Source organism: Qipengyuania aquimaris, assembly GCF_020171965.1.
Lineage (GTDB): Bacteria > Pseudomonadota > Alphaproteobacteria > Sphingomonadales > Sphingomonadaceae > Qipengyuania > Qipengyuania aquimaris_A.
On sequence record NZ_JAIUZK010000002.1, the window covers coordinates 510229 to 527419 of the forward strand.

Genomic DNA, 17191 nt, shown 5'->3' on the forward strand with positions numbered 1-17191 from the left:
AAAACCACCCTGTTCGGCAAAGGAAAGGGGCGGCGACACCCGAAGATGCCGCCGCCCCGAAGTGCGTCGATGAGACCGAAGATCAGCCAGCCGCAAGCGCTGCGAGAAGCAGCAGTGCGACGATGTTGGTGATTTTGATCATCGGGTTCACGGCCGGGCCCGCGGTGTCCTTGTAGGGATCGCCCACGGTGTCGCCGGTCACGGCTGCCTTGTGGGCTTCCGAACCCTTGCCGCCGTGGTTGCCGTCTTCGATGTACTTCTTGGCGTTGTCCCATGCGCCGCCGCCGGCGGTCATGGAAAGCGCCACGAAGATACCGCCAATGATCACACCAAGGAGCAGGGCGCCGACGGCGGCAAAGGCGTTCTCCTGGCCTGCAAGGAACAGGATCGCGAAGTAGACCACGATCGGTGCCAGCAGCGGGAGCATCGAAGGCAGGATCATTTCCTTGATCGCAGCCTTGGTCACGAGGTCCACCGTGCGGGCATAGTTGGGCTTGCTGGTGCCCGCCATAATGCCCTTGTCGTTGGCGAACTGCTCGCGAACGTCGACGACCACGTCACCGGCAGCGCGGCCCACGGCGGTCATGCCCATCGCACCGAAGAGGTACGGGAGCAGTGCGCCGAGCAGCAGGCCGACGATGACATAGGGGTTCTCGAGGCTGAAATCGACGTCAGCATCCGGGAACAGCTTCGCCAGGTCGGTCGTGTAGGCGGCGAACAGCACCAGCGCGCCGAGGCCCGCCGAACCGATCGCATAGCCCTTGGTCACGGCCTTGGTCGTGTTGCCCACGGCATCGAGCATGTCGGTCTTTTCACGAACGCTGTCATCCAGACCTGCCATTTCGGCGATGCCGCCCGCATTGTCCGTCACCGGACCGTATGCGTCGAGCGCCACGACCATACCCGCCAGCGCCAGCATTGCGGTGGCTGCATAGGCGATACCCATGAGGCCTGCGAGCTGGAAGGTGGCGATGATGCCCGCAACGATGACGATCGTCGGAAGCGCGGTCGATTCAAGGCTGATTGCAAGACCCTGGATCACGTTGGTGCCGTGGCCCGTTTCCGAGCTCTTGGCGATCGAGCGGACCGGACGATAGTTCGTGCCGGTATAATACTCGGTGATCCAGATGATGAGGCCGGTGATGGCAAGGCCGATGAGCGAGCACCAGAACAGGTCCATCGCGGTAAAGCCGACTACCTGCTGCGCAGTGCCTTCTTCGGCCAGCGGAGCACCCGGGTCGATGCCAGCGACAGCACCGCCGATTTCCGTTCCCATGCCGCCCAGCGCATAGCTGATGACGACATAGATCAGCGGAATGGCGAGCACAGCCGAGACGATGAAGCCCTTGTACATCGCGCCCATCACGTTCGTGCCGCCCTTGGACAGCTTCACGAAATAGGTGCCGATGATGCTGGTGACGATACACGCGCCGCCGATCAGCAGCGGGAGCGCCATCATGGGCATCAGGAGATCGCCCAGCACTTCGCTGAAGAGCAGGGCGGTAAGGACCATGGTGACACCCACGGTGACAACATAAGTTTCGAACAGGTCGGCAGCCATGCCGGCGCAGTCGCCCACATTGTCGCCCACGTTGTCGGCGATCACGGCCGGGTTGCGCGGGTCGTCTTCGGGGATGCCCGCCTCAACCTTGCCGACGAGGTCGGCGCCGACGTCTGCGGCCTTGGTGAAGATACCGCCGCCCAGACGCGCGAAGATCGAGATCAGCGATGCACCGAAGGCAAGGCCGACGAGGCCATAGACCACTTCGTCGCTATCGGCAGCAAAGCCGCCGGGACCGACGAGGTACCAGAAGAACACCGCGATCGAGAGCAGGGCGAGGCCTGCCACGAGCATGCCGGTGATGGCGCCTGCGCGGAATGCAAGGGTCAGGCCCTGCTGCAGCCCGCTCTGCGCGGCAGCGGCCGTACGCACGTTCGAGCGCACCGAGATGTTCATCCCGATGAAACCCGCAACGCCCGACAGGACGGCGCCGATCACGAAGCCGACTGCCGGCCAGAGGCCGAGGAACACGGCGACCAGCACGGCGACGACGACGCCGACCATGCCGATGGTGGTATACTGGCGCTTCAGGTAGGCTTGTGCACCTTCCTGGATGGCCCCTGCGATTTCCTGCATTTTTTCATTGCCGGCGCCCGAATTGAGCACCTGGCGGCTGGTGACGAAGCCGTACACGACGGCCAGCAGTCCCAGCACAATTGCTAAGAGAACTAAGTCCACGAAAATTTCCCCTCCCGTTTTTTGTTTATGCTTCTCGACCTTGGGAGATGTCGGAGCACGTGGGCGAGAGGTATAAGGGCCATGTCTTGCGTGACAAGGCCCGAAATGGCGGCAAACAGCGGGTTGTGCCCCGCTATCCCGCAATATCAGTGCGTGTAGCCGAGATCGCCCTGTGGCGGCTGGTTATCGAGCACGACTGCGTGATCCCCTTGCGGTCTCACTTCGCCGATACGTGTGACCTCGAACTGGTCGTCTAGACCGGCCGGTCCGGTGCACAGGAGAACGTAATCGTCGCCCCAGCGGATGGCATCGTCGAGGCGGCCTTGCGGCGCGAGGTTCGAGAGCGGGCCACTGTCGAGGGAGAGTGTCACTCCGCTGGCGCGCGCAATGCGCGAAGCATCGAGGAGGAGGCCGTCCGATACGTCCATCATCGCCGACGCGTGAGGCGCGAGTACCTGACCGAGCGCAAGCTGCGGCACGGGGCGGCGATAGGCGCTATCGTCCTGGTCGGTGTCGTCGCGCAAGGCTTCGAGGCCAAGCATGGCATAGCCGATCCGGCCGGACAGGTAGACCGCATCCCCGGGCCTTGCGCCGCTGCGTGAAGGGACGGGGCGATGCGTTGCCCGCCCGATTGCGGTGCACCCCCAGACGCGCTCGCCGTCTCCGCGGACGGTATCTCCGCCGAGGAGCTGCACGTCGTATGTTTCGAGAACATCGCGCAAGCCGGTCACGAAGCGGTGGTCGTCATCGCCCAGCATATGCGAGATCAGGACGCCGACCGGTTTGGCGCCCTTGGCGGCAAGGTCCGACAGGTTCACGGCGACCAGCTTCCACGCGATGTCGGCAGGGTCCTGCCCCGCCAGCGTGTGGACGCCCTCGATCATGGTGTCGTGCGTGAGGACGAGCGTTTCGTCCCCGAGTTCGATGACGGCTGCGTCGTCTTCAAGTCCGCGCGCGGCGGGCGATGTCGCCAGCGCCCTTAGCGCGTCGATGAAGCCCGCTTCGTTCAGCGTCCGGTCTCTTTCGCGACGGCGTCGAGGATGCCGTTGACGAACTTTGCCTCGCGATCGTCGAAGAAGGCCTTGGCGACATCGACATATTCGCTGATCGAGGCGGCCTTGGGCACGTCGACACGGGCCAGCAGTTCGTATGTCCCGGCGCGAAGTATCTGGAGCATGGTCTTGTCGAGACGCGCGAGCGTCCAGCCCGAGGCAAGTCGCGCGGTCAGGAGGTCGTCGATCTCTTCGCGGCGGGCATCGACGCCTTTCACGACATCGTCGAAGAACGCGACATCGGCGTCGGCATATTCCTCGTCCTCGATCACCTTGCCGAGGCGGTGCTGGTGGAATTCATCGAGCAGGCGGACGGTGGAAGTGCCCTCCATCTGCTGCTGGTAGAGCGCCTGCACGGCGCCGAGACGGGCGGCGCTGCGGGCCTGGGAGCGGGGGGCTGTGTTCACGTGAGCCTCTTGGAAATGGAGAGAGCGTGGGCGGGAAGCCCTTCGGCCTCGGCCAGGCGAACGGCGGCAGGGCCGATCGCGGCGAGGGCATCGGGGCTGGCGCCAATGAAGCTGGTGCGCTTCATGAAGTCGAGCACCGACAGGCCGCTGGCAAAACGGGCGCGGCGGCCGGTCGGAAGGACGTGGTTGGGACCGGCGATGTAGTCGCCGACCGCCTCGGGCGTGTTGCGGCCAAGGAATACGCTGCCGGCATGACGGAGCTTCGCGAACAGCGGTTCGGGATCGTCGACGGCGATTTCCACGTGCTCGGCAGCCAGCCGGTCCGCAAGCGGGATCGCGTCGTCGAGCGTGTTCACGACAACGATGAGGCCGTGATCGTCCCAACTCTGCTTGGCGGTCTTTGCCGTCGGCAGTTTCATGAGGGCAATATCGACCGCATCTTCGACCTGGGCGGCAAAGCGCGCATCGTCGGTAATGAGGATCGACTGGCTGGTCGGATCGTGTTCCGCCTGGCTCAACAGGTCTGCGGCGATCCAGTCCGGGTCGTTCTTGCCGTCGGCTATGACGAGGATTTCGCTGGGTCCGGCAACCATGTCGATGCCGACCACGCCGTAAAGCTGGCGCTTGGCCTCGGCGACCCAGGCATTGCCGGGGCCGGTGATGACATCGACCCGCTCGATCCGCTGGGTGCCATAGGCAAGTGCGGCGACCGCCTGCGCCCCGCCGACGCGCCAGATTTCGTCGACGCCTGCCACGTGAGCTGCGGCGAGGACGAGTTCGTTGACTTCGCCCTTCGGCGTGGGCGTGGTCACGACCAGCCGGTCTACACCTGCAACCTTGGCGGGGATCGCATTCATCAGCAGCGAGGAGGGATAGGCTGCGCGTCCGCCGGGGACGTACAGACCCGCCGCCTCGACGGCCGTCCAGCGCGCACCAAGGCGCATGCCGATGCTATCGGTATAGTCGCGGTCTTCGGGAAGCTGGCCTTCGTGATAGGCGCGAATGCGGGCCGCTGCCGTTTCGAGGGCCTCCCGCAATTCGGCGTCAATAGAGTGATAGGCCTCTTCGCAGGCTTCCTTCGAAATCGACCAGCTGTCGTCGCCCGAAAGATTATGCCCGTCGAAACGCGTGGTGTATTCCACCAGCGCCTTGTCGCCCCGCTCGCGCACTTCGTTGAGGATACCCGCGACGTCGCGGCCGACCTGCGCATCGCTTTCGCGCCGGTCGCGCACGACGCGGGTGAACTTCGCCTCGAAATCGGCATCGGTGGTGCGCAGCAACAGCATCAGGCCGCGTTCCTCTGCTCGCTGTCGGCGCGGAAGGCCTCGACCAGTTCGGCGACGCGCGGATCGGTCTTGAGCGCGGCGCGGTTCACGATCAATCGCGCGGAGATGTCCATGATGTGGCTCGATTCCACGAGGCCGTTTTCACGCAAGGTCGTGCCTGTCGAAACGAGGTCGACGATCCGTCCGGCAAGGCCGAGCTCGGGCGCGATTTCCATCGCACCGTTCAGCTTCACGCATTCGGCCTGGATACCCATCCGCTCGAAATGGCGGCGGGTAATATTGGGATATTTGGTCGCAACGCGCAGGTGGCTGGCGCCGTTCGTCGCACTCGCACCCCTGGGTTCTGCAACGGCGAGGTGGCAGTGGCCAATATCGAGATCGACGGGCGCATAGAGTTCTGCATAATCGAACTCTTCTATTACATCAGAGCCTACAATGCCCATCTGGGCAGCGCCGTGGGCTACAAAAGTAGCCACATCGAATGCGCGCACGCGGATCAGCCGCATGTCCTCGCGTGTGGTGGCGAAGGTAAGCGAGCGGTTGCTCTTGTCGTGAAAGCCATCCTCGGGCACCACGCCGGCGCGCGCCATCACGGGCAGCGCCTCGTCGAGGATGCGCCCCTTGGGCACGGCGAAGGTCAGTCCACTAGTCATTGCGTGGCGCAAATAGGGGCGCAGGCAGGAAAGGGCAACGCATATGACCGCTGGCGGCGTAATGGATATCGTTTCGGTCCACGAAGCTATCGAGTGGCAGGCAACCCATGCCGAACAGGCGGGCGCCCCCGGGACGGCGCAGGTCGTCCGCGCGCTCCTGGCGCTGGAGGATAGCGAGGCGGCGACCGCGCGCAGGATCTTCGCATGGCAGGGATTGAGCCTGCGCGATGCGATGCCGCTGAGGATTGCCGGAGGCATTCACAACCTCCTCCTCACCGGCGACGAGCCGCGGCTGGAGGCGCTTTACGCCGGGCGCATGCCTTCGCAGGCAGATGCCGACGCCCTCATTCGCGAACTGGTAGAGACCCACGACACGCGGCTTCTTCCATGGCTCGACGGGCCGCCGCAAACCAATGAAGCGGGCCGCTCTGCAAGCTTCGCCGCGGCTTTGCTCTGGTTAGCGGACGGGAAGACTTCGCCGCAGTTCGAATGGCTTGAGATCGGCGCGAGCGCGGGCATCAACACGATGATGGGCCGCTACCGCTATGAATTGGGCGACGTGCATGCAGGTCCCCAAGGCAGCCCCATGATCATCAGTCCGGAGTGGCGCGGCAATTCCCCGCCGAATACCGGCTTCACCCTCGTGTCGGCGCGCGGAAACGACATAGCACCGGTCGACCTGACGGATAGAGCGGAGGCCTTGCGGCTCAAAAGCTTCGTCTGGCCCGAGGCGACGGGACGAATGGCGCGTATCGATGCGGCAATCATGCTCGCCGAAGACGAGCCGCCGCACATAGACAGGATGGACGCCGGCCAGTGGGTGAAGTCGGAATTGACGAAGCCTCAGGAACAAGGCGTTACTCGCGTTCTCGCCCATTCGATCATGTGGCAGTACCTGCCCGATGCGACCCAGGACCTGATCGAAGAGGCCATGCAGGACGCGGGCGAGCGGGCGAGCGCAGACAAGCCTTTCGCCCACATCTCGCTCGAAACCAACCGAGAGACCTTCGCCCATGAGTTGCGCGTCCGCTACTGGCCCGGTGGAGGCGAGGCGGTGCACTTGGCGAATGCTCATCCCCACGGTGCATGGGTGGAATGGCTGGGCGATTGAGCCCTATTTGTAGACGTGGATGACCTCGCGGCACTTGTCCTTCTTGATGCCCGACCCGACCAGATTGCAGATTGCCTGTGTATGGGCGCTCGCTGCACGATACCGCACATAGAGTTGCGTGCCCTTGACCTGCGGGTTGAGGATGTAAGGGCGACTTTCCGCGGTTGCTTCCATCAACATGGGCATCGCTGCGTTCTCGATCTGGGAGAACTGGCGATTGTCGAGCACCATCGTGAGGACCGTGCCGGCCTGGAAATCGGCACAGGCGAATGCGACGCCGCGCAGAGTGACATAGACCTGCACTCCCTTGCAGGTCATCTGCTCCTGCCCGGCCGGAATCGGACCTTGCTGCAGATCGAGCGCCGGATTGGGTGCGGGCGTGCTGCGCTGCCTCAATTGGGCTTGCTGAGCGCTGGCGCTCGATACGGCGGCAAGTGCCAGGGTTGCCGCGCCAAGCGCGCAGGCCGTCAGTTTCCTCATCATACTACCCCTCAGTCATTGCGCGACCCAAAGCGCGTCACCGAGATGGCGAGCTTGTACAGACTACCCTAGATCGCCTGCCCGTCAAAAAAGGCGTCCATGGCAGCATTTACCGCCTCGGGCGCTTCCCACGGTACGAAGTGACCGCAATCGGGCACCTCGACGAGGGTCAGCTTCTCGACATACTTGCCGAGTTCTGCCGTGTTTTCCGGCGGAAGGGCGAGGTCGTCCTGCGCCCAGATTACCAGTGTCGGTATCGTAAGCTTGGGTAGCTCGGGGGGCGACCATCCTTCGGGCGGTTCGTAAGGCGCGTCGAGCGGCGGGATGTCGATCGGACTGGCACGATACCAGTTGAGCATCGCAAACGCCGTATCGCGGTCCTGCCAGTCTTTCAGCAGGATAGCGCGCTCTTCAGGCTCCATCTTGTCGGGTGCGTCCCAGTTGATCTGGTCTGCAAGGATGCCGAACAGGCCGTGCTCTTTAACCAGCTCGTCCTTGGACGGATCGCGGAAGCCGCGCATGTACTGGCTTGCCTCTCGCTGGACGCGCGAAGTGTAGAGCAGTTTCTGGAAGACCGCATGATGCGGGGCATTGGCGATGACCGCGCGCGGGACGCGGCCCATCTGTTCGCCCGCCATGGCGACGCCCCACGCAATGGCTCCGCCCCAGTCGTGACCGACAATGGTAAACTCGCCGATCCCGAGTGCGTCGGCGAGCAGGAACACATCGCCGACCAGCTTGTCGGGCGTATAGTCCTCTACGTTTTCGGGAGTGCTAGATCCGCGATAGCCGCGCTGGTCGGGCGCCACGCAGCGGAAGCGATCCTCGAAATGCGCGATCTGGTTGCGCCAGGTGCGGTGGTTTTCCGGGAAGCCGTGCAGGAAGATGAGGGCCGGGGCATCGGCTGGTCCGGTATCGACGACGTCGAGTTCGATGCCATTCGCCAGCGCAATGCGCTTCTGCGGCCAATCCATCATTCTTCGGCCTGCATTTTTTCCATGTAGCCGGACGCGACCATCGCTGCGACCTGGTCGAACAGCGCGTCGGGCGTGCGGCGCATTTCGCCCATGGCTTCTTCCATCCCTTCGGCCACGATGATCTCGCGCTGTCCCTCCGCCACAGCATCGACGATCCGCCGGGCGGCTTCTTCGGGCCGGATACCATTGTCGATCACTTTGTCGCTGCGCCCGCGCTTGCTGCCATCGGAGGTCAGGGCGTTGCGGCTGACATCGGTCGCGACAGACCCGGGACAAACGACATGGACGCCGATATCGCTGCGGGACAATTCGCCGCGCAGAGCATCCGCATATCCGATCAACCCATGTTTCGCCGCGCAATAGGCAGTGCGCATGGGCACGCCGACCTTGCCCGCGATCGAGGAGATGAAAAGGAGGTGACCGTCGCCGCGCTCTGCGAAGTGCGGAAGCAGAGCCTGCGAGGCGGCAATTTGCGCGGTAAGATCGATTTCGATGATATCGCGATAGACCTGCATCGCTGTTTCGACCGCCGGGCTGCGCTGCGAAATGCCAGCATTGGCCACAAAAATATCGACGTTGCCCTTCCAGCCGATCGCTTTTTCAGTCGCCGACTGCATCGCCGCTTCGTCGCGAACGTCAAAGGGCAGGATCAGCGTATCTGTGCTAAGGCCAGTGGCCACTTCGGCAAGGCGAGCCTCGTCGCGGCCAGACAGGATCACATGGGCGCCGCGTGCCGCCCAGTCGCGTGCGAGCGCTGCGCCGATGCCGCTACTGGCGCCGGTGATCCAGGCGGTCTTTCCCTCGAAACTCATGGTTCTCCCTCCTCAAGGATACGTGACGGTCTTGGGTGCACCGTCGGGCAATTCGATCCGTTCTTCGCTGTCTCCGGGCACCACGGGGAAACGGCCTTCGCGCCAGTCTTCCTTGGCCTGCTGGATCCTATCGCGGCTGGAACTGACGAAATTCCACCAGGCATGGCGATTGCTGCTGAAGGCTTCACCGCCCATCAGCATCACCCGCGCACCGGACTTGCTTTCGAGCGTCATGTCGCGCCCCGGCTGGAGGACGTTGAGCGTGTATTTTTCCAGCGGGTGTCCATCCACGCTAGCCTCGCCGCCCACCAGCATGAGGGCCCGTTCGTCGGCGTCTTCTTCGATCGGTATCGCACCACCAGCTTCGAGCACGATCTCGGCATAGATGGTTTCCGCATAGGTCGTCGTCGGTGCGCGTTCGCCCCACAATTCGCCCATGATTACGATGGCCTTGGCGCGGCCGTCTTCGACGATCGGCAGGTCCTTGCGTTCTTCGAATGCGGGATCGATCTCCTCGCGGCCATCGGGCAGCGCAAGCCAGGTCTGCATCCCGTAGAGCTTGGGCCCGGCCTTCCTCTCTTCTTCCGGAGAGCGCTCGGAGTGGACGATGCCCTTGCCTGCCGTCATCAGGTTTACCTGCCCTGGCCGGATGGTCGAAAAGCTACCCAAGCTGTCGCGATGGTCGATTGCGCCTTCGAAGAGCCACGTGACTGTCGCAAGGTTTATGTGCGGGTGAGGGCGCACGTCCATGCCGCTGCCGAGGTCGAGCTGCGCAGGCCCGAACTGGTCGACGAAGATAAAGGGGCCGACCATGCTGCGTTTCTTGGCGGGGAGAACCCGTCGGACCTCGAACTGGCCGAGATCGTGGGTCGTCGGCTGAAGCGTAAGGTCGATCTGGCTCATTGCGGCTCCCCTTAACTGGTCGGTGCAGATGCCTGGATGGATAGGGCGTGGACGCGCTCGCCCGGAATGTCGCCCAGCGCCTTGTTCACCATGCGCTGGCGTTCGACGCGGCTCTTGTCGGAAAAGGCGGGCGCCTCGATCACGACAGTGAAGTGGGATTCTCCGCTACCATCGTCGCCTGCGTGGCCGTGGTGCTTGGCACTGTCGTTGATCACTTCGAGGCGTGTCGGAGCGAAAGCATCGGTCAAAAGCCGTTCCATCTCCTGTTGAACCGGGCCTGCCATCGGATCGTTTCTCCTTTTCGCCTCTTTCCATACAGGGATTCGCTCCCCATCCTAGAACGAATGCGCCAGACAAAGTTTCACGGAAGATACGAAGACACCGGAAGAGTGTGCGAACACCCGACTTGCAGTGAGGCAGGGGAGTTTCGCGCGCCGGGCGGGGCGGGGCATGGCTTTGACGGACCCGGCAAGTGGCGCTGGATGTGCCTGGAGCACGTGCGTGAATTCAACGCCGGATACGACTGGTTCGAAGGCATGACGGCGGAGGAAATCCTCGACGCGCAGGGCCCGGCCAGCGGTTGGCGAACCGAAAGTCCCAGCTTCAGGCCGACTGCGGGCGTGGACGGAATGCCGCGCTGGGCGGACTATGACGATCCGCTCGAAGCGATCTCCGCGCGGGCGAATGGCATCAAGAGCAAGGCACGGCGCCAGGCGGAAATGGCAATGGACGGCCGGTTCAGTCGCGAGGAGGCCGAGGCGCTCGACACCATGGGTCTTGGCCTCGACGTGGATCGAAAGGTCCTGCGGCGGCGGTATTCGGAACTCGTCCGGCGCTACCACCCCGACCGGAACGGCGGTGATCGCGGATACGAGACGCGGCTCAACAAGGTCGTCGAAGCATATCAGACACTGCGCAAGAGCAGGGCGATCGCCTAACCCTGCTGCTGCGAAACCAGTTGCATGTCGATTGCCTTGGCTTCCTTGTACGCTGACCGTTCGCGCAATCGCTGCGCATAGGCCTCGAATACGGGCCGCTTCGGAATCGTGCCGAATTGCAGCCCCCAGTCGACCTGGCTGCCGACATAGACATCGGCCATGGTGAAGCGATCTCCGCAGACATAGTCGCGGTCCGCCATGAGCGTCTCGAACGTATCCATCGCCCGCTCGTAGCTGCCGAAGCCGAGCATGCCCTGCTTTTGCGGATCGTCGACGCCCCAGCCCATGCTGTTGGCCATTATCGCCTGTTCGACCGGCCCGGATGCAAAGAACAACCGGCGGAAATAGGCGGCTTTCTCGTGCTGCTCGGGAAGGAGCCCGGCCTCGGGATGCATTTCGGCAAGGTAATGACAGATCGCTGCCGCTTCGGTGACCGTGTCGATGTGGTCGCCATGATGGTGGACGAGCGTCGGGACCTTGCCAAGCGGGTTGGCCTTGAGAAAAGCTTCAGACTTCGCGGCCCATTCGACCAGTTCCGTCTCGTAATCCGCGCCGACCTCGTGCAGCGCCCATCTCGCGATCTGGCCCCTGCTCATCGGGTTGGTGAAGAAGGTATACTCGGCCATCAATTCCTCCCGCTCGTGAGGATCGGTGTGAAGCCGCCCCACATCATTCGCATGCCGTCGAAGGCCATTTCACTCATTTCCTCCTGCCAGAAGGAGTCGTCCTCCATCTTGGCGTGCGCGGCATCGGCGGTGGCCTTGTCGGGCCAGATCATCCAGCTGAAGACGATTTTCTCACCCTTTTCGGCTTTCGTCGCCTTGCGAAAATCGGTCACCTTGCCGTCGCTGATATCCTCTTCCCAGGCTTCGACTATCTCGGTGACACCGTATTCGTGGAACTTTGCAGCGGCCTTTTCGGCTTGTTCGCGATAGGCGTTCTTATTGCCTTCGGGCACGGCAATCAGGAATCCCTGGATATACATTGCGGCTCTCCTCTCAGCACCGAGAGTAGCACCGCGACTTGGCGATTGCGCGTCAATTCTGGCGGAAGGCCCAACGCAGCGTCTTGCCTACGCCCCAGGTCGCCGCTCTAGCCGGAAATGCGCCTAAACCGGGCCGCTCTAGCCCGAGCATGGAGCGTGCGAAGGGCGGCAGAAGCGCCACCGCTTCCGCACCGAGCACGGACTGGACGGCCGGCGGGGCCCCTTGCGGACGCTGCGTGAGGACCAAGTCGGCAATCTCGCGCGCCTTGGGCGATGTTGCGAGATCACTGCGCAATTCGCGGAATATCTGTTCCGCCTCCCGCCTGTCGAGCGGGACCGGGTCCGCACCGAGCGCGCGAGCGATAACGGCAAACTGCCGATAATATTCGTCCTGCTCGCTGCCCGGCATATCCGGCCTCACGTGGCGCAGGTATGCTGCCAGGAAGCTCGTTGCCTCGGCGACGTGCACCCATGCGAGGGTGCGCGGATCGCTCGCAGAATAGGGTGAACCGTCGGGGAGGGTGCCGCCAACCGCTGCGTGGATGCGATTGACCCGCTCGATCGCGGCCTGTGCATCGTCGCGATGGCCGAAGGTTGTCACCGCAATAAACCGCGCGGTGCGCCGCAACCGCCCGTGCATGTCGGAGCGGAAATTGGAATGGTCGAGCACCCCCTGAAGCGCGTGCGGATGGAGCATCTGCAGCAGCAGGCCGCGAATGCCGCCGACCATCATGCCCACGATGTCAGCGTGGACCATGCGAATGGGCGTATCTTTCTCGAACAGGGCGTCGTCCGAAACGGGGACCGGCTGTTCCCCGCCCTCGACATCGTTGAACACGCCGCGCACCCGCTCGACGAGCTTCATGCGAATGCGTTCTGAAAGCGGGTCTTGGGGCATTGCTGGCCAATATAGGCTTGGCGCAGCGGAGATAAATGCCTACGTCGCCCAAGCGATGAACGAGATGACCGACAAGACCTTCGACGCGGCTGCCAAAACCGTCCTTCCCGCTCCCGATATCGAGGTGGATGTCCGCGAGACATTCGGGATCGATATCGACTGGAAAGTCCCGGCCTTTTCCAAGCCCGATGAACGCACGCCCGATCTCGACGAAAGCTATGTGTTCGATCCGGACACCACGCTCGCCATCCTGGCCGGCTTTGCCCACGACCGCCGCGTCATGGTCCAGGGCTATCACGGCACGGGTAAGTCGACCCACATCGAACAGGTCGCAGCGCGCCTTAACTGGCCGTGCATCCGCATCAACCTCGATGCGCATATCAGCCGTATTGACCTCGTCGGCCGCGATGCCATCGTGCTGCGCGACGGCTTGCAGGTGACCGAATTCCGCGAAGGCCTGCTGCCCTGGGCGCTCCAGCACCCGGTCGCGCTGGTGTTCGACGAATATGACGCGGGCCGCCCGGACGTGATGTTCGTGATCCAGCGCGTCCTCGAACAGCAGGGCAAGCTGACCCTGCTCGACCAGAACCGCGTGATCCGCCCCGACAAGCATTTCCGCCTTTTCGCTACCGCCAACACGGTCGGCCTCGGCGATACCAGCGGGCTTTATCACGGCACGCAGGCGATCAACCAGGGCCAGATGGACCGCTGGAACATCGTGGTTGGTCTCAACTACCTGCCCGCCGAGACCGAGCAGAAGATCGTCGAGGCGAAGAACCCCGACATCGATCCCAAGATCCTGGCCGACATGATCAAGGTCGCCGACCTGTCGCGGCAAGGTTTCATCAACGGCGATATCTCGACCGTGATGAGCCCGCGTACGGTCATCACTTGGGCGCAGAACTACGCCATCTTCAAGGACGTGGGCTTTGCCTTCCGCCTCTCCTTCCTCAACAAGTGCGACGAGGAAGAGCGCATGCTGGTGGCCGAATACTACCAGCGCGTCTTCGGCGAAGACCTGCCCGAAAGCGTGGTCGGCAAGAGTTAAGGTTGAGCCCCCTATGAATGACTGTGTTATTTGTGTAGCACAGTAGGTCATGGGCGTACTCGATTCCATCTTTCGCAGACGGCGCGGCGAACCGGCGATGTCTTCCCATCGCGGCTTCTATTCGCTGCACGACGGTTTCGACGACGATGCCTGGGATGCACGTTGGGATGACCTCGACGATGCACTCGCCCGGCAGGAGCAGAAACGCCTGCGGCCGTGGCAACGCAATTACTGGCGCGGCCGCCGCAAACGCTGGTGGTTCGTCCGGGCCATTGCCGGCGTGCTGGCGCTGTTCATCGTCCTTGTCGGCTGGCTGGCGATCACAGCGCCGCTGGGCAAGTCTCTGGAACCGATCGCGCCGCCGCAGATCACCCTGCTGGCGGCGGACGGGACCCCGATCGCCCGCAACGGGGCGATTACGGACGAGCCCGTCGATGTCGACCGACTTCCGCCCCATGTGATCCAGGCCTTCCTCGCGATCGAGGACCGGCGTTTTTACAGCCATTGGGGCGTCGACCCGCGCGGGATCGCCCGTGCCGCGGTGACTGGCACCGGTGGCGGCAGCACGATTACGCAGCAGCTCGCCAAATTCACCTTCCTGACTCCCGAGCGAACGCTGACCCGCAAGGCTCGCGAGGCATTGATCGCATTCTGGCTGGAAAGCTGGTTGACCAAGGACGAGATACTCGAGCGCTACCTGTCGAACGCCTATTTCGGCGACAATGTGTACGGGCTGAGAGCGGCGAGCCTCCATTATTTCTATCGCCAGCCGGAAAACCTGCGCCCCAACCAGGCAGCCATGCTGGCAGGGCTATTGCAGGCTCCCAGCGCCTATGCGCCCACCCGCCACTACGACCGTGCAGAGAAGCGCATGCGGCTGGTCATCCAGTCGATGGTTGCAGCGGGTTACATCACCGATGCGCAGGCGCGCGCGATGAAGTCTCCCGCACTCGATGTGCGCATGAAGAGCGACCTTCCCACCGGCACCTATTTCGCTGACTGGGCCTTGCCAGAAGCGCGCGAGCTGACCGAGACGGGATATTCGCGGCAGACTCTGACAACGACGCTGGATAGCCGGCTCCAGAATATCGCCCGCAACGTGACGAGCCGTGCGCCTCTGGGGAATGCGCAGGTTGCACTTGTCGCCATGCGCACCAATGGCGAGGTCGTGGCGATGATCGGCGGCAAGGATTATGCGAAATCGCCCTTCAACCGCGCCACGCAGGCAGAGCGGCAGTCGGGCTCCACGATCAAGACCTTCGTCTACCTCGCCGCGCTTCGCGACGGGTGGAGCCCCGACGACACCATCGACAATACCGAGATTACAGAGGGCAGCTATCGCCCGCGCAATGCCAACGGCCGCTATTCGCCCACCATCACCCTGCGCGATGCCCTGGCGCAGTCCAGCAATGTCGCGACGCTGCGCCTATTCAACGAAGTCGGCTCGGAAAAGGTCATCGAGACTGTCCGCGACTTCGGCATCACGGGAGATTTTACACGCGGTGATCCGAGTATTGCGCTTGGTTCGACCAGCATGAACCTGCTCGAACTGACTGCGGCCTATGCCGGAATTGCCGCAAACTCTTTCCCGATAACGCCCCACGCTTTCGCCAAGGAAGAGAAGGGCTGGTTCCAGCGCCTGTGGGACGGGAATGATAGCTTGAGCGGTTCGACACATTCCGAAATCGAGGACATGCTGCGTGCCGTGATCAACGAAGGCACCGGGCGGCGCGCTATGTTGTCCGGACCGAATTTCGGCAAGACCGGCACCAGTCAGGAGAACCGCGATGCCCTGTTTGTGGGCTATGCAGGAGATCTCGTGGTCGGTGTCTGGATCGGGAACGACGACAATACTCCGCTCGACGGTATTTCGGGTGGCGGGCTTCCGGCACAGATCTGGCGCAATTTCATGACGCAGGCGCTTGGCGCTAGCGCGGCCCCCGATCGCCCCGGTCCGCGTTCGAACGAGGATCCCGGCGGTCCGGTCGAACCGCTCGATGTGCCCGATCTGGAGGACATCCCCATCGGCGACGGTAACTCGCGCCTGCGCATCCGCGACGGCGAAGCGGTCTTCTCGACGGAAATCGATGGCATCCCGGTCGATATCCGCATTGGCGACGAAGGCGTTTCGGTATCCGAAGAAGCGATAGAGGAAGCGCGGCGCAGGGCCGAAGAACAGCGTTATGAGGCTGTCCGCGAAGAATTGGAGCGTCGTGGCGCGCTCGAGGCGAACTAGTCCTTCGCAGGCTCGGCCATCAGCACGTTCATGACCGCGGTCGCGATGGGGCGATCAGGGTTATCCTGCCACGCCTCGACCGTGATGTTTGCGCTGCGGCGACCAAGCTTCGTGACGCGCCCGCTTGCGAAAGTCTCGCGGCTCTTGCCCGCAGACAGATATTGCACGGTGATATTGATTGGCTTGAGCACCGCCTCGCGATCCTTTTGCGCCAATAAAGCTCGTAGAGCCGCGTAGCCTGCGGTCTCCAGCAAGCCGCCGGTTGCGCCCCCGTGGTAATGCTCGGGCCGCCCTTCGACGGCTTCGACGAAATCGACGCGCATGACCGGCGTATCGCCGTCCCATTCCGCCAGCTTGATGCCGAGCGAACGGGCGTAGGGAGTGAGGACGCTGATGTCGGGATGCTCAGCCATTTGGCACCTCCCGCGTGTCGGCTCCGCCGATCTTCATGAAAACGCCCTGGATGTGGGCGACGGGGTCATCGACGTCGCCATCATGGGCCAGACCCCTGACAAAGGCAGCGCTGCGGGTGAGGCGATAACACTGCGAGCGGCCGAAGACCGATGCACCTTCGCGCGCCGGGCGCACGTAATCGACCCTCAGATCGAGCGTCGCGATCGGTTCGAACCGGTCCATCGTTTTCCAGATTGCGAGCCCGCTTGCCATGTCCATGAGGCTCATGATCGGGCCCGAGGCAAGCACCCGCTGGCCATCTTCACCGAGCAGGTCCGTGCGCCAGGGGAGGGTGAGTTCAACCCAATCTTCACCGTGGTCGGAATAGGTCAGGCCCAGCCATCCCGAATGCCCCCTGCTGGTGAGGACGGGTGTGGCGGCGCGCGGATCGAATTTGGCGGTCTCGGTCATGGTTCCACGCGGCGATAGCGCCGGGTTCCCGCAAGTTACAGCCTTTTAATTCGATCCCGGCGCGCCGAAGCGCCAGCCAGTGCCTGCGCGGCGAAAGCAGGACATTGGCGTCCGGCTGCGCGCAACAGGGAGCACACAATGGATCTTCCCAAGATCGATATTTCCAGCCTGCCGGGTCTCGACACGGTGACCGGTCTCTTCGGAAGCCTTTCCGCAAGTGGCGGTCCGACCGTGGACGATCGCGTGGTCGTGATCATGGTCTACGTTTACGAGACCGTAGATCCCGAAGCCTTTCTCTGAAG

The 17191-nt window shown here is 63.2% G+C and carries 20 protein-coding genes; 5 read left to right on the plus strand and 15 right to left on the minus strand.

The annotated features are described in order from the left end of the window. Positions 1-82: 82 nt before the first annotated feature. The 5 genes from LCM24_RS10135 to hisG form a co-directional block, all read right to left on the minus strand. Complete coding sequence (locus tag LCM24_RS10135; RefSeq protein ID WP_224804007.1) at positions 83-2239, minus strand: sodium-translocating pyrophosphatase; 2157 nt, start codon at positions 2237-2239, stop codon at positions 83-85. A gap of 146 nt (positions 2240-2385) precedes the next feature. Continuing rightward, positions 2386-3249: a thiamine-phosphate kinase gene (gene thiL, locus LCM24_RS10140; protein ID WP_224804936.1), complete on the minus strand. Its 864-nt coding sequence runs from the start codon at positions 3247-3249 to the stop codon at positions 2386-2388. Continuing rightward, positions 3246-3698 carry a transcription antitermination factor NusB gene (gene nusB / locus LCM24_RS10145; protein WP_090482260.1) on the minus strand — a complete coding sequence of 151 codons (453 nt, stop codon included), beginning with the start codon at positions 3696-3698 and terminating at the stop codon, positions 3246-3248. The genes thiL and nusB overlap by 4 nt, the downstream gene beginning before the upstream one ends. Continuing rightward, positions 3695-4984: a histidinol dehydrogenase gene (hisD, locus tag LCM24_RS10150; protein WP_224804009.1), complete on the minus strand. Its 1290-nt coding sequence runs from the start codon at positions 4982-4984 to the stop codon at positions 3695-3697. Before hisD ends, nusB begins: the two co-directional genes overlap by 4 nt. Next, complete coding sequence (gene hisG, locus LCM24_RS10155) at positions 4984-5637, minus strand: ATP phosphoribosyltransferase (RefSeq protein ID WP_224804011.1); 654 nt, start codon at positions 5635-5637, stop codon at positions 4984-4986. The genes hisD and hisG overlap by 1 nt, the downstream gene beginning before the upstream one ends. Positions 5638-5680: 43 nt before the next feature. On the opposite strand from hisG, the gene LCM24_RS10160 reads away from it, so the two are divergent. After that, complete coding sequence (locus LCM24_RS10160) at positions 5681-6748, plus strand: DUF2332 domain-containing protein (RefSeq protein WP_224804013.1); 1068 nt, start codon at positions 5681-5683, stop codon at positions 6746-6748. Between the two features lie 3 nt (positions 6749-6751). Here the strand turns inward: LCM24_RS10160 and LCM24_RS10165 are convergent, their stop codons facing one another. From LCM24_RS10165 to LCM24_RS10185, 5 genes are all read right to left on the minus strand, one after another. Next, the gene (locus tag LCM24_RS10165) at positions 6752-7231 is read right to left on the minus strand and encodes a hypothetical protein (protein ID WP_224804015.1); all 480 of its coding nucleotides are present in this window, start codon (positions 7229-7231) and stop codon (positions 6752-6754) included. A 65-nt stretch (positions 7232-7296) separates the two neighbouring features. Beyond that, positions 7297-8205, minus strand: a complete 909-nt coding sequence (locus LCM24_RS10170; protein ID WP_224804017.1) for an alpha/beta fold hydrolase — start codon at positions 8203-8205, stop codon at positions 7297-7299. Next, positions 8202-9017, minus strand: a complete 816-nt coding sequence (locus LCM24_RS10175; RefSeq protein WP_224804020.1) for an SDR family NAD(P)-dependent oxidoreductase — start codon at positions 9015-9017, stop codon at positions 8202-8204. The genes LCM24_RS10170 and LCM24_RS10175 overlap by 4 nt, the downstream gene beginning before the upstream one ends. Before the next feature lie 12 nt (positions 9018-9029). After that, on the minus strand, positions 9030-9920 hold the full coding sequence (locus LCM24_RS10180; RefSeq protein ID WP_224804022.1) for a pirin family protein: 891 nt from the start codon (positions 9918-9920) through the stop codon (positions 9030-9032). An 11-nt stretch (positions 9921-9931) separates the two neighbouring features. Beyond that, on the minus strand, positions 9932-10204 hold the full coding sequence (locus tag LCM24_RS10185; RefSeq protein WP_160594492.1) for a BolA family protein: 273 nt from the start codon (positions 10202-10204) through the stop codon (positions 9932-9934). A 60-nt stretch (positions 10205-10264) separates the two neighbouring features. On the opposite strand from LCM24_RS10185, the gene LCM24_RS10190 reads away from it, so the two are divergent. Further along, positions 10265-10858, plus strand: coding sequence for a J domain-containing protein (locus tag LCM24_RS10190; RefSeq protein WP_224804024.1), 594 nt, complete (start codon positions 10265-10267; stop codon positions 10856-10858). On the opposite strand, the gene LCM24_RS10195 is transcribed toward LCM24_RS10190, so the two are convergent. From LCM24_RS10195 to LCM24_RS10205, 3 genes are read right to left on the minus strand one after another with little or no spacing between them, the layout of a single operon-like run. Further along, positions 10855-11484: a glutathione S-transferase family protein gene (locus LCM24_RS10195; protein WP_224804025.1), complete on the minus strand. Its 630-nt coding sequence runs from the start codon at positions 11482-11484 to the stop codon at positions 10855-10857. The two genes, LCM24_RS10190 and LCM24_RS10195, sit on opposite strands and share 4 nt — an antisense overlap. Next, on the minus strand, positions 11484-11843 hold the full coding sequence (locus tag LCM24_RS10200) for a DUF1428 domain-containing protein (protein WP_224804027.1): 360 nt from the start codon (positions 11841-11843) through the stop codon (positions 11484-11486). The genes LCM24_RS10195 and LCM24_RS10200 overlap by 1 nt, the downstream gene beginning before the upstream one ends. 52 nt (positions 11844-11895) lie before the next feature. Next, positions 11896-12708 (minus strand): oxygenase MpaB family protein, encoded by an 813-nt coding sequence (locus LCM24_RS10205; protein WP_224804029.1) that lies wholly within the window; start codon positions 12706-12708, stop codon positions 11896-11898. Positions 12709-12796: 88 nt separating this feature from the next. On the opposite strand from LCM24_RS10205, the gene LCM24_RS10210 reads away from it, so the two are divergent. Both LCM24_RS10210 and LCM24_RS10215 read left to right on the plus strand, forming a co-directional pair. Further along, a complete protein-coding gene (locus tag LCM24_RS10210) occupies positions 12797-13789 on the plus strand; it encodes an AAA family ATPase (RefSeq protein WP_224804031.1) in 993 nt (330 codons plus the stop codon). A 97-nt stretch (positions 13790-13886) separates the two neighbouring features. Further along, positions 13887-16025, plus strand: coding sequence for a transglycosylase domain-containing protein (locus LCM24_RS10215; protein ID WP_224804033.1), 2139 nt, complete (start codon positions 13887-13889; stop codon positions 16023-16025). Here the strand turns inward: LCM24_RS10215 and LCM24_RS10220 are convergent. Further along, positions 16022-16438, minus strand: a complete 417-nt coding sequence (locus tag LCM24_RS10220) for a PaaI family thioesterase (RefSeq protein ID WP_224804035.1) — start codon at positions 16436-16438, stop codon at positions 16022-16024. The two genes, LCM24_RS10215 and LCM24_RS10220, sit on opposite strands and share 4 nt — an antisense overlap. After that, positions 16431-16889 (minus strand): PaaI family thioesterase, encoded by a 459-nt coding sequence (locus LCM24_RS10225; protein ID WP_090482304.1) that lies wholly within the window; start codon positions 16887-16889, stop codon positions 16431-16433. The genes LCM24_RS10220 and LCM24_RS10225 overlap by 8 nt, the downstream gene beginning before the upstream one ends. 138 nt (positions 16890-17027) lie before the next feature. Between LCM24_RS10225 and LCM24_RS10230 the strand changes: the two genes are divergently transcribed. Continuing rightward, positions 17028-17189: a hypothetical protein gene (locus LCM24_RS10230; RefSeq protein ID WP_224804037.1), complete on the plus strand. Its 162-nt coding sequence runs from the start codon at positions 17028-17030 to the stop codon at positions 17187-17189. Positions 17190-17191: the final 2 nt, after the last annotated feature.

Excerpts from the sequence above, each read along its gene's own strand:
- LCM24_RS10220 (WP_224804035.1), bottom strand. The coding sequence starts at position 16,438 with ATGGCTGAGCATCCCGACATCAGCGTCCTCACTCCCTACGCCCGTTCG.
- LCM24_RS10165 (WP_224804015.1), bottom strand. The coding sequence starts at position 7,231 with ATGATGAGGAAACTGACGGCCTGCGCGCTTGGCGCGGCAACCCTGGCA.
- LCM24_RS10190 (WP_224804024.1), top strand. The coding sequence starts at position 10,265 with ATGCGCCAGACAAAGTTTCACGGAAGATACGAAGACACCGGAAGAGTG.
- LCM24_RS10230 (WP_224804037.1), top strand. The coding sequence starts at position 17,028 with ATGGATCTTCCCAAGATCGATATTTCCAGCCTGCCGGGTCTCGACACG.
- LCM24_RS10160 (WP_224804013.1), top strand. The coding sequence starts at position 5,681 with ATGACCGCTGGCGGCGTAATGGATATCGTTTCGGTCCACGAAGCTATC.
- LCM24_RS10225 (WP_090482304.1), bottom strand. The coding sequence starts at position 16,889 with ATGACCGAGACCGCCAAATTCGATCCGCGCGCCGCCACACCCGTCCTC.
- LCM24_RS10170 (WP_224804017.1), bottom strand. The coding sequence starts at position 8,205 with ATGATGGATTGGCCGCAGAAGCGCATTGCGCTGGCGAATGGCATCGAA.
- LCM24_RS10175 (WP_224804020.1), bottom strand. The coding sequence starts at position 9,017 with ATGAGTTTCGAGGGAAAGACCGCCTGGATCACCGGCGCCAGTAGCGGC.
- LCM24_RS10180 (WP_224804022.1), bottom strand. The coding sequence starts at position 9,920 with ATGAGCCAGATCGACCTTACGCTTCAGCCGACGACCCACGATCTCGGC.
- LCM24_RS10185 (WP_160594492.1), bottom strand. The coding sequence starts at position 10,204 with ATGGCAGGCCCGGTTCAACAGGAGATGGAACGGCTTTTGACCGATGCT.
- LCM24_RS10210 (WP_224804031.1), top strand. The coding sequence starts at position 12,797 with ATGAACGAGATGACCGACAAGACCTTCGACGCGGCTGCCAAAACCGTC.
- LCM24_RS10205 (WP_224804029.1), bottom strand. The coding sequence starts at position 12,708 with ATGAAGCTCGTCGAGCGGGTGCGCGGCGTGTTCAACGATGTCGAGGGC.
- hisD (WP_224804009.1), bottom strand. The coding sequence starts at position 4,984 with ATGCTGTTGCTGCGCACCACCGATGCCGATTTCGAGGCGAAGTTCACC.
- LCM24_RS10195 (WP_224804025.1), bottom strand. The coding sequence starts at position 11,484 with ATGGCCGAGTATACCTTCTTCACCAACCCGATGAGCAGGGGCCAGATC.
- LCM24_RS10200 (WP_224804027.1), bottom strand. The coding sequence starts at position 11,843 with ATGTATATCCAGGGATTCCTGATTGCCGTGCCCGAAGGCAATAAGAAC.
- hisG (WP_224804011.1), bottom strand. The coding sequence starts at position 5,637 with ATGACTAGTGGACTGACCTTCGCCGTGCCCAAGGGGCGCATCCTCGAC.
- LCM24_RS10215 (WP_224804033.1), top strand. The coding sequence starts at position 13,887 with ATGTCTTCCCATCGCGGCTTCTATTCGCTGCACGACGGTTTCGACGAC.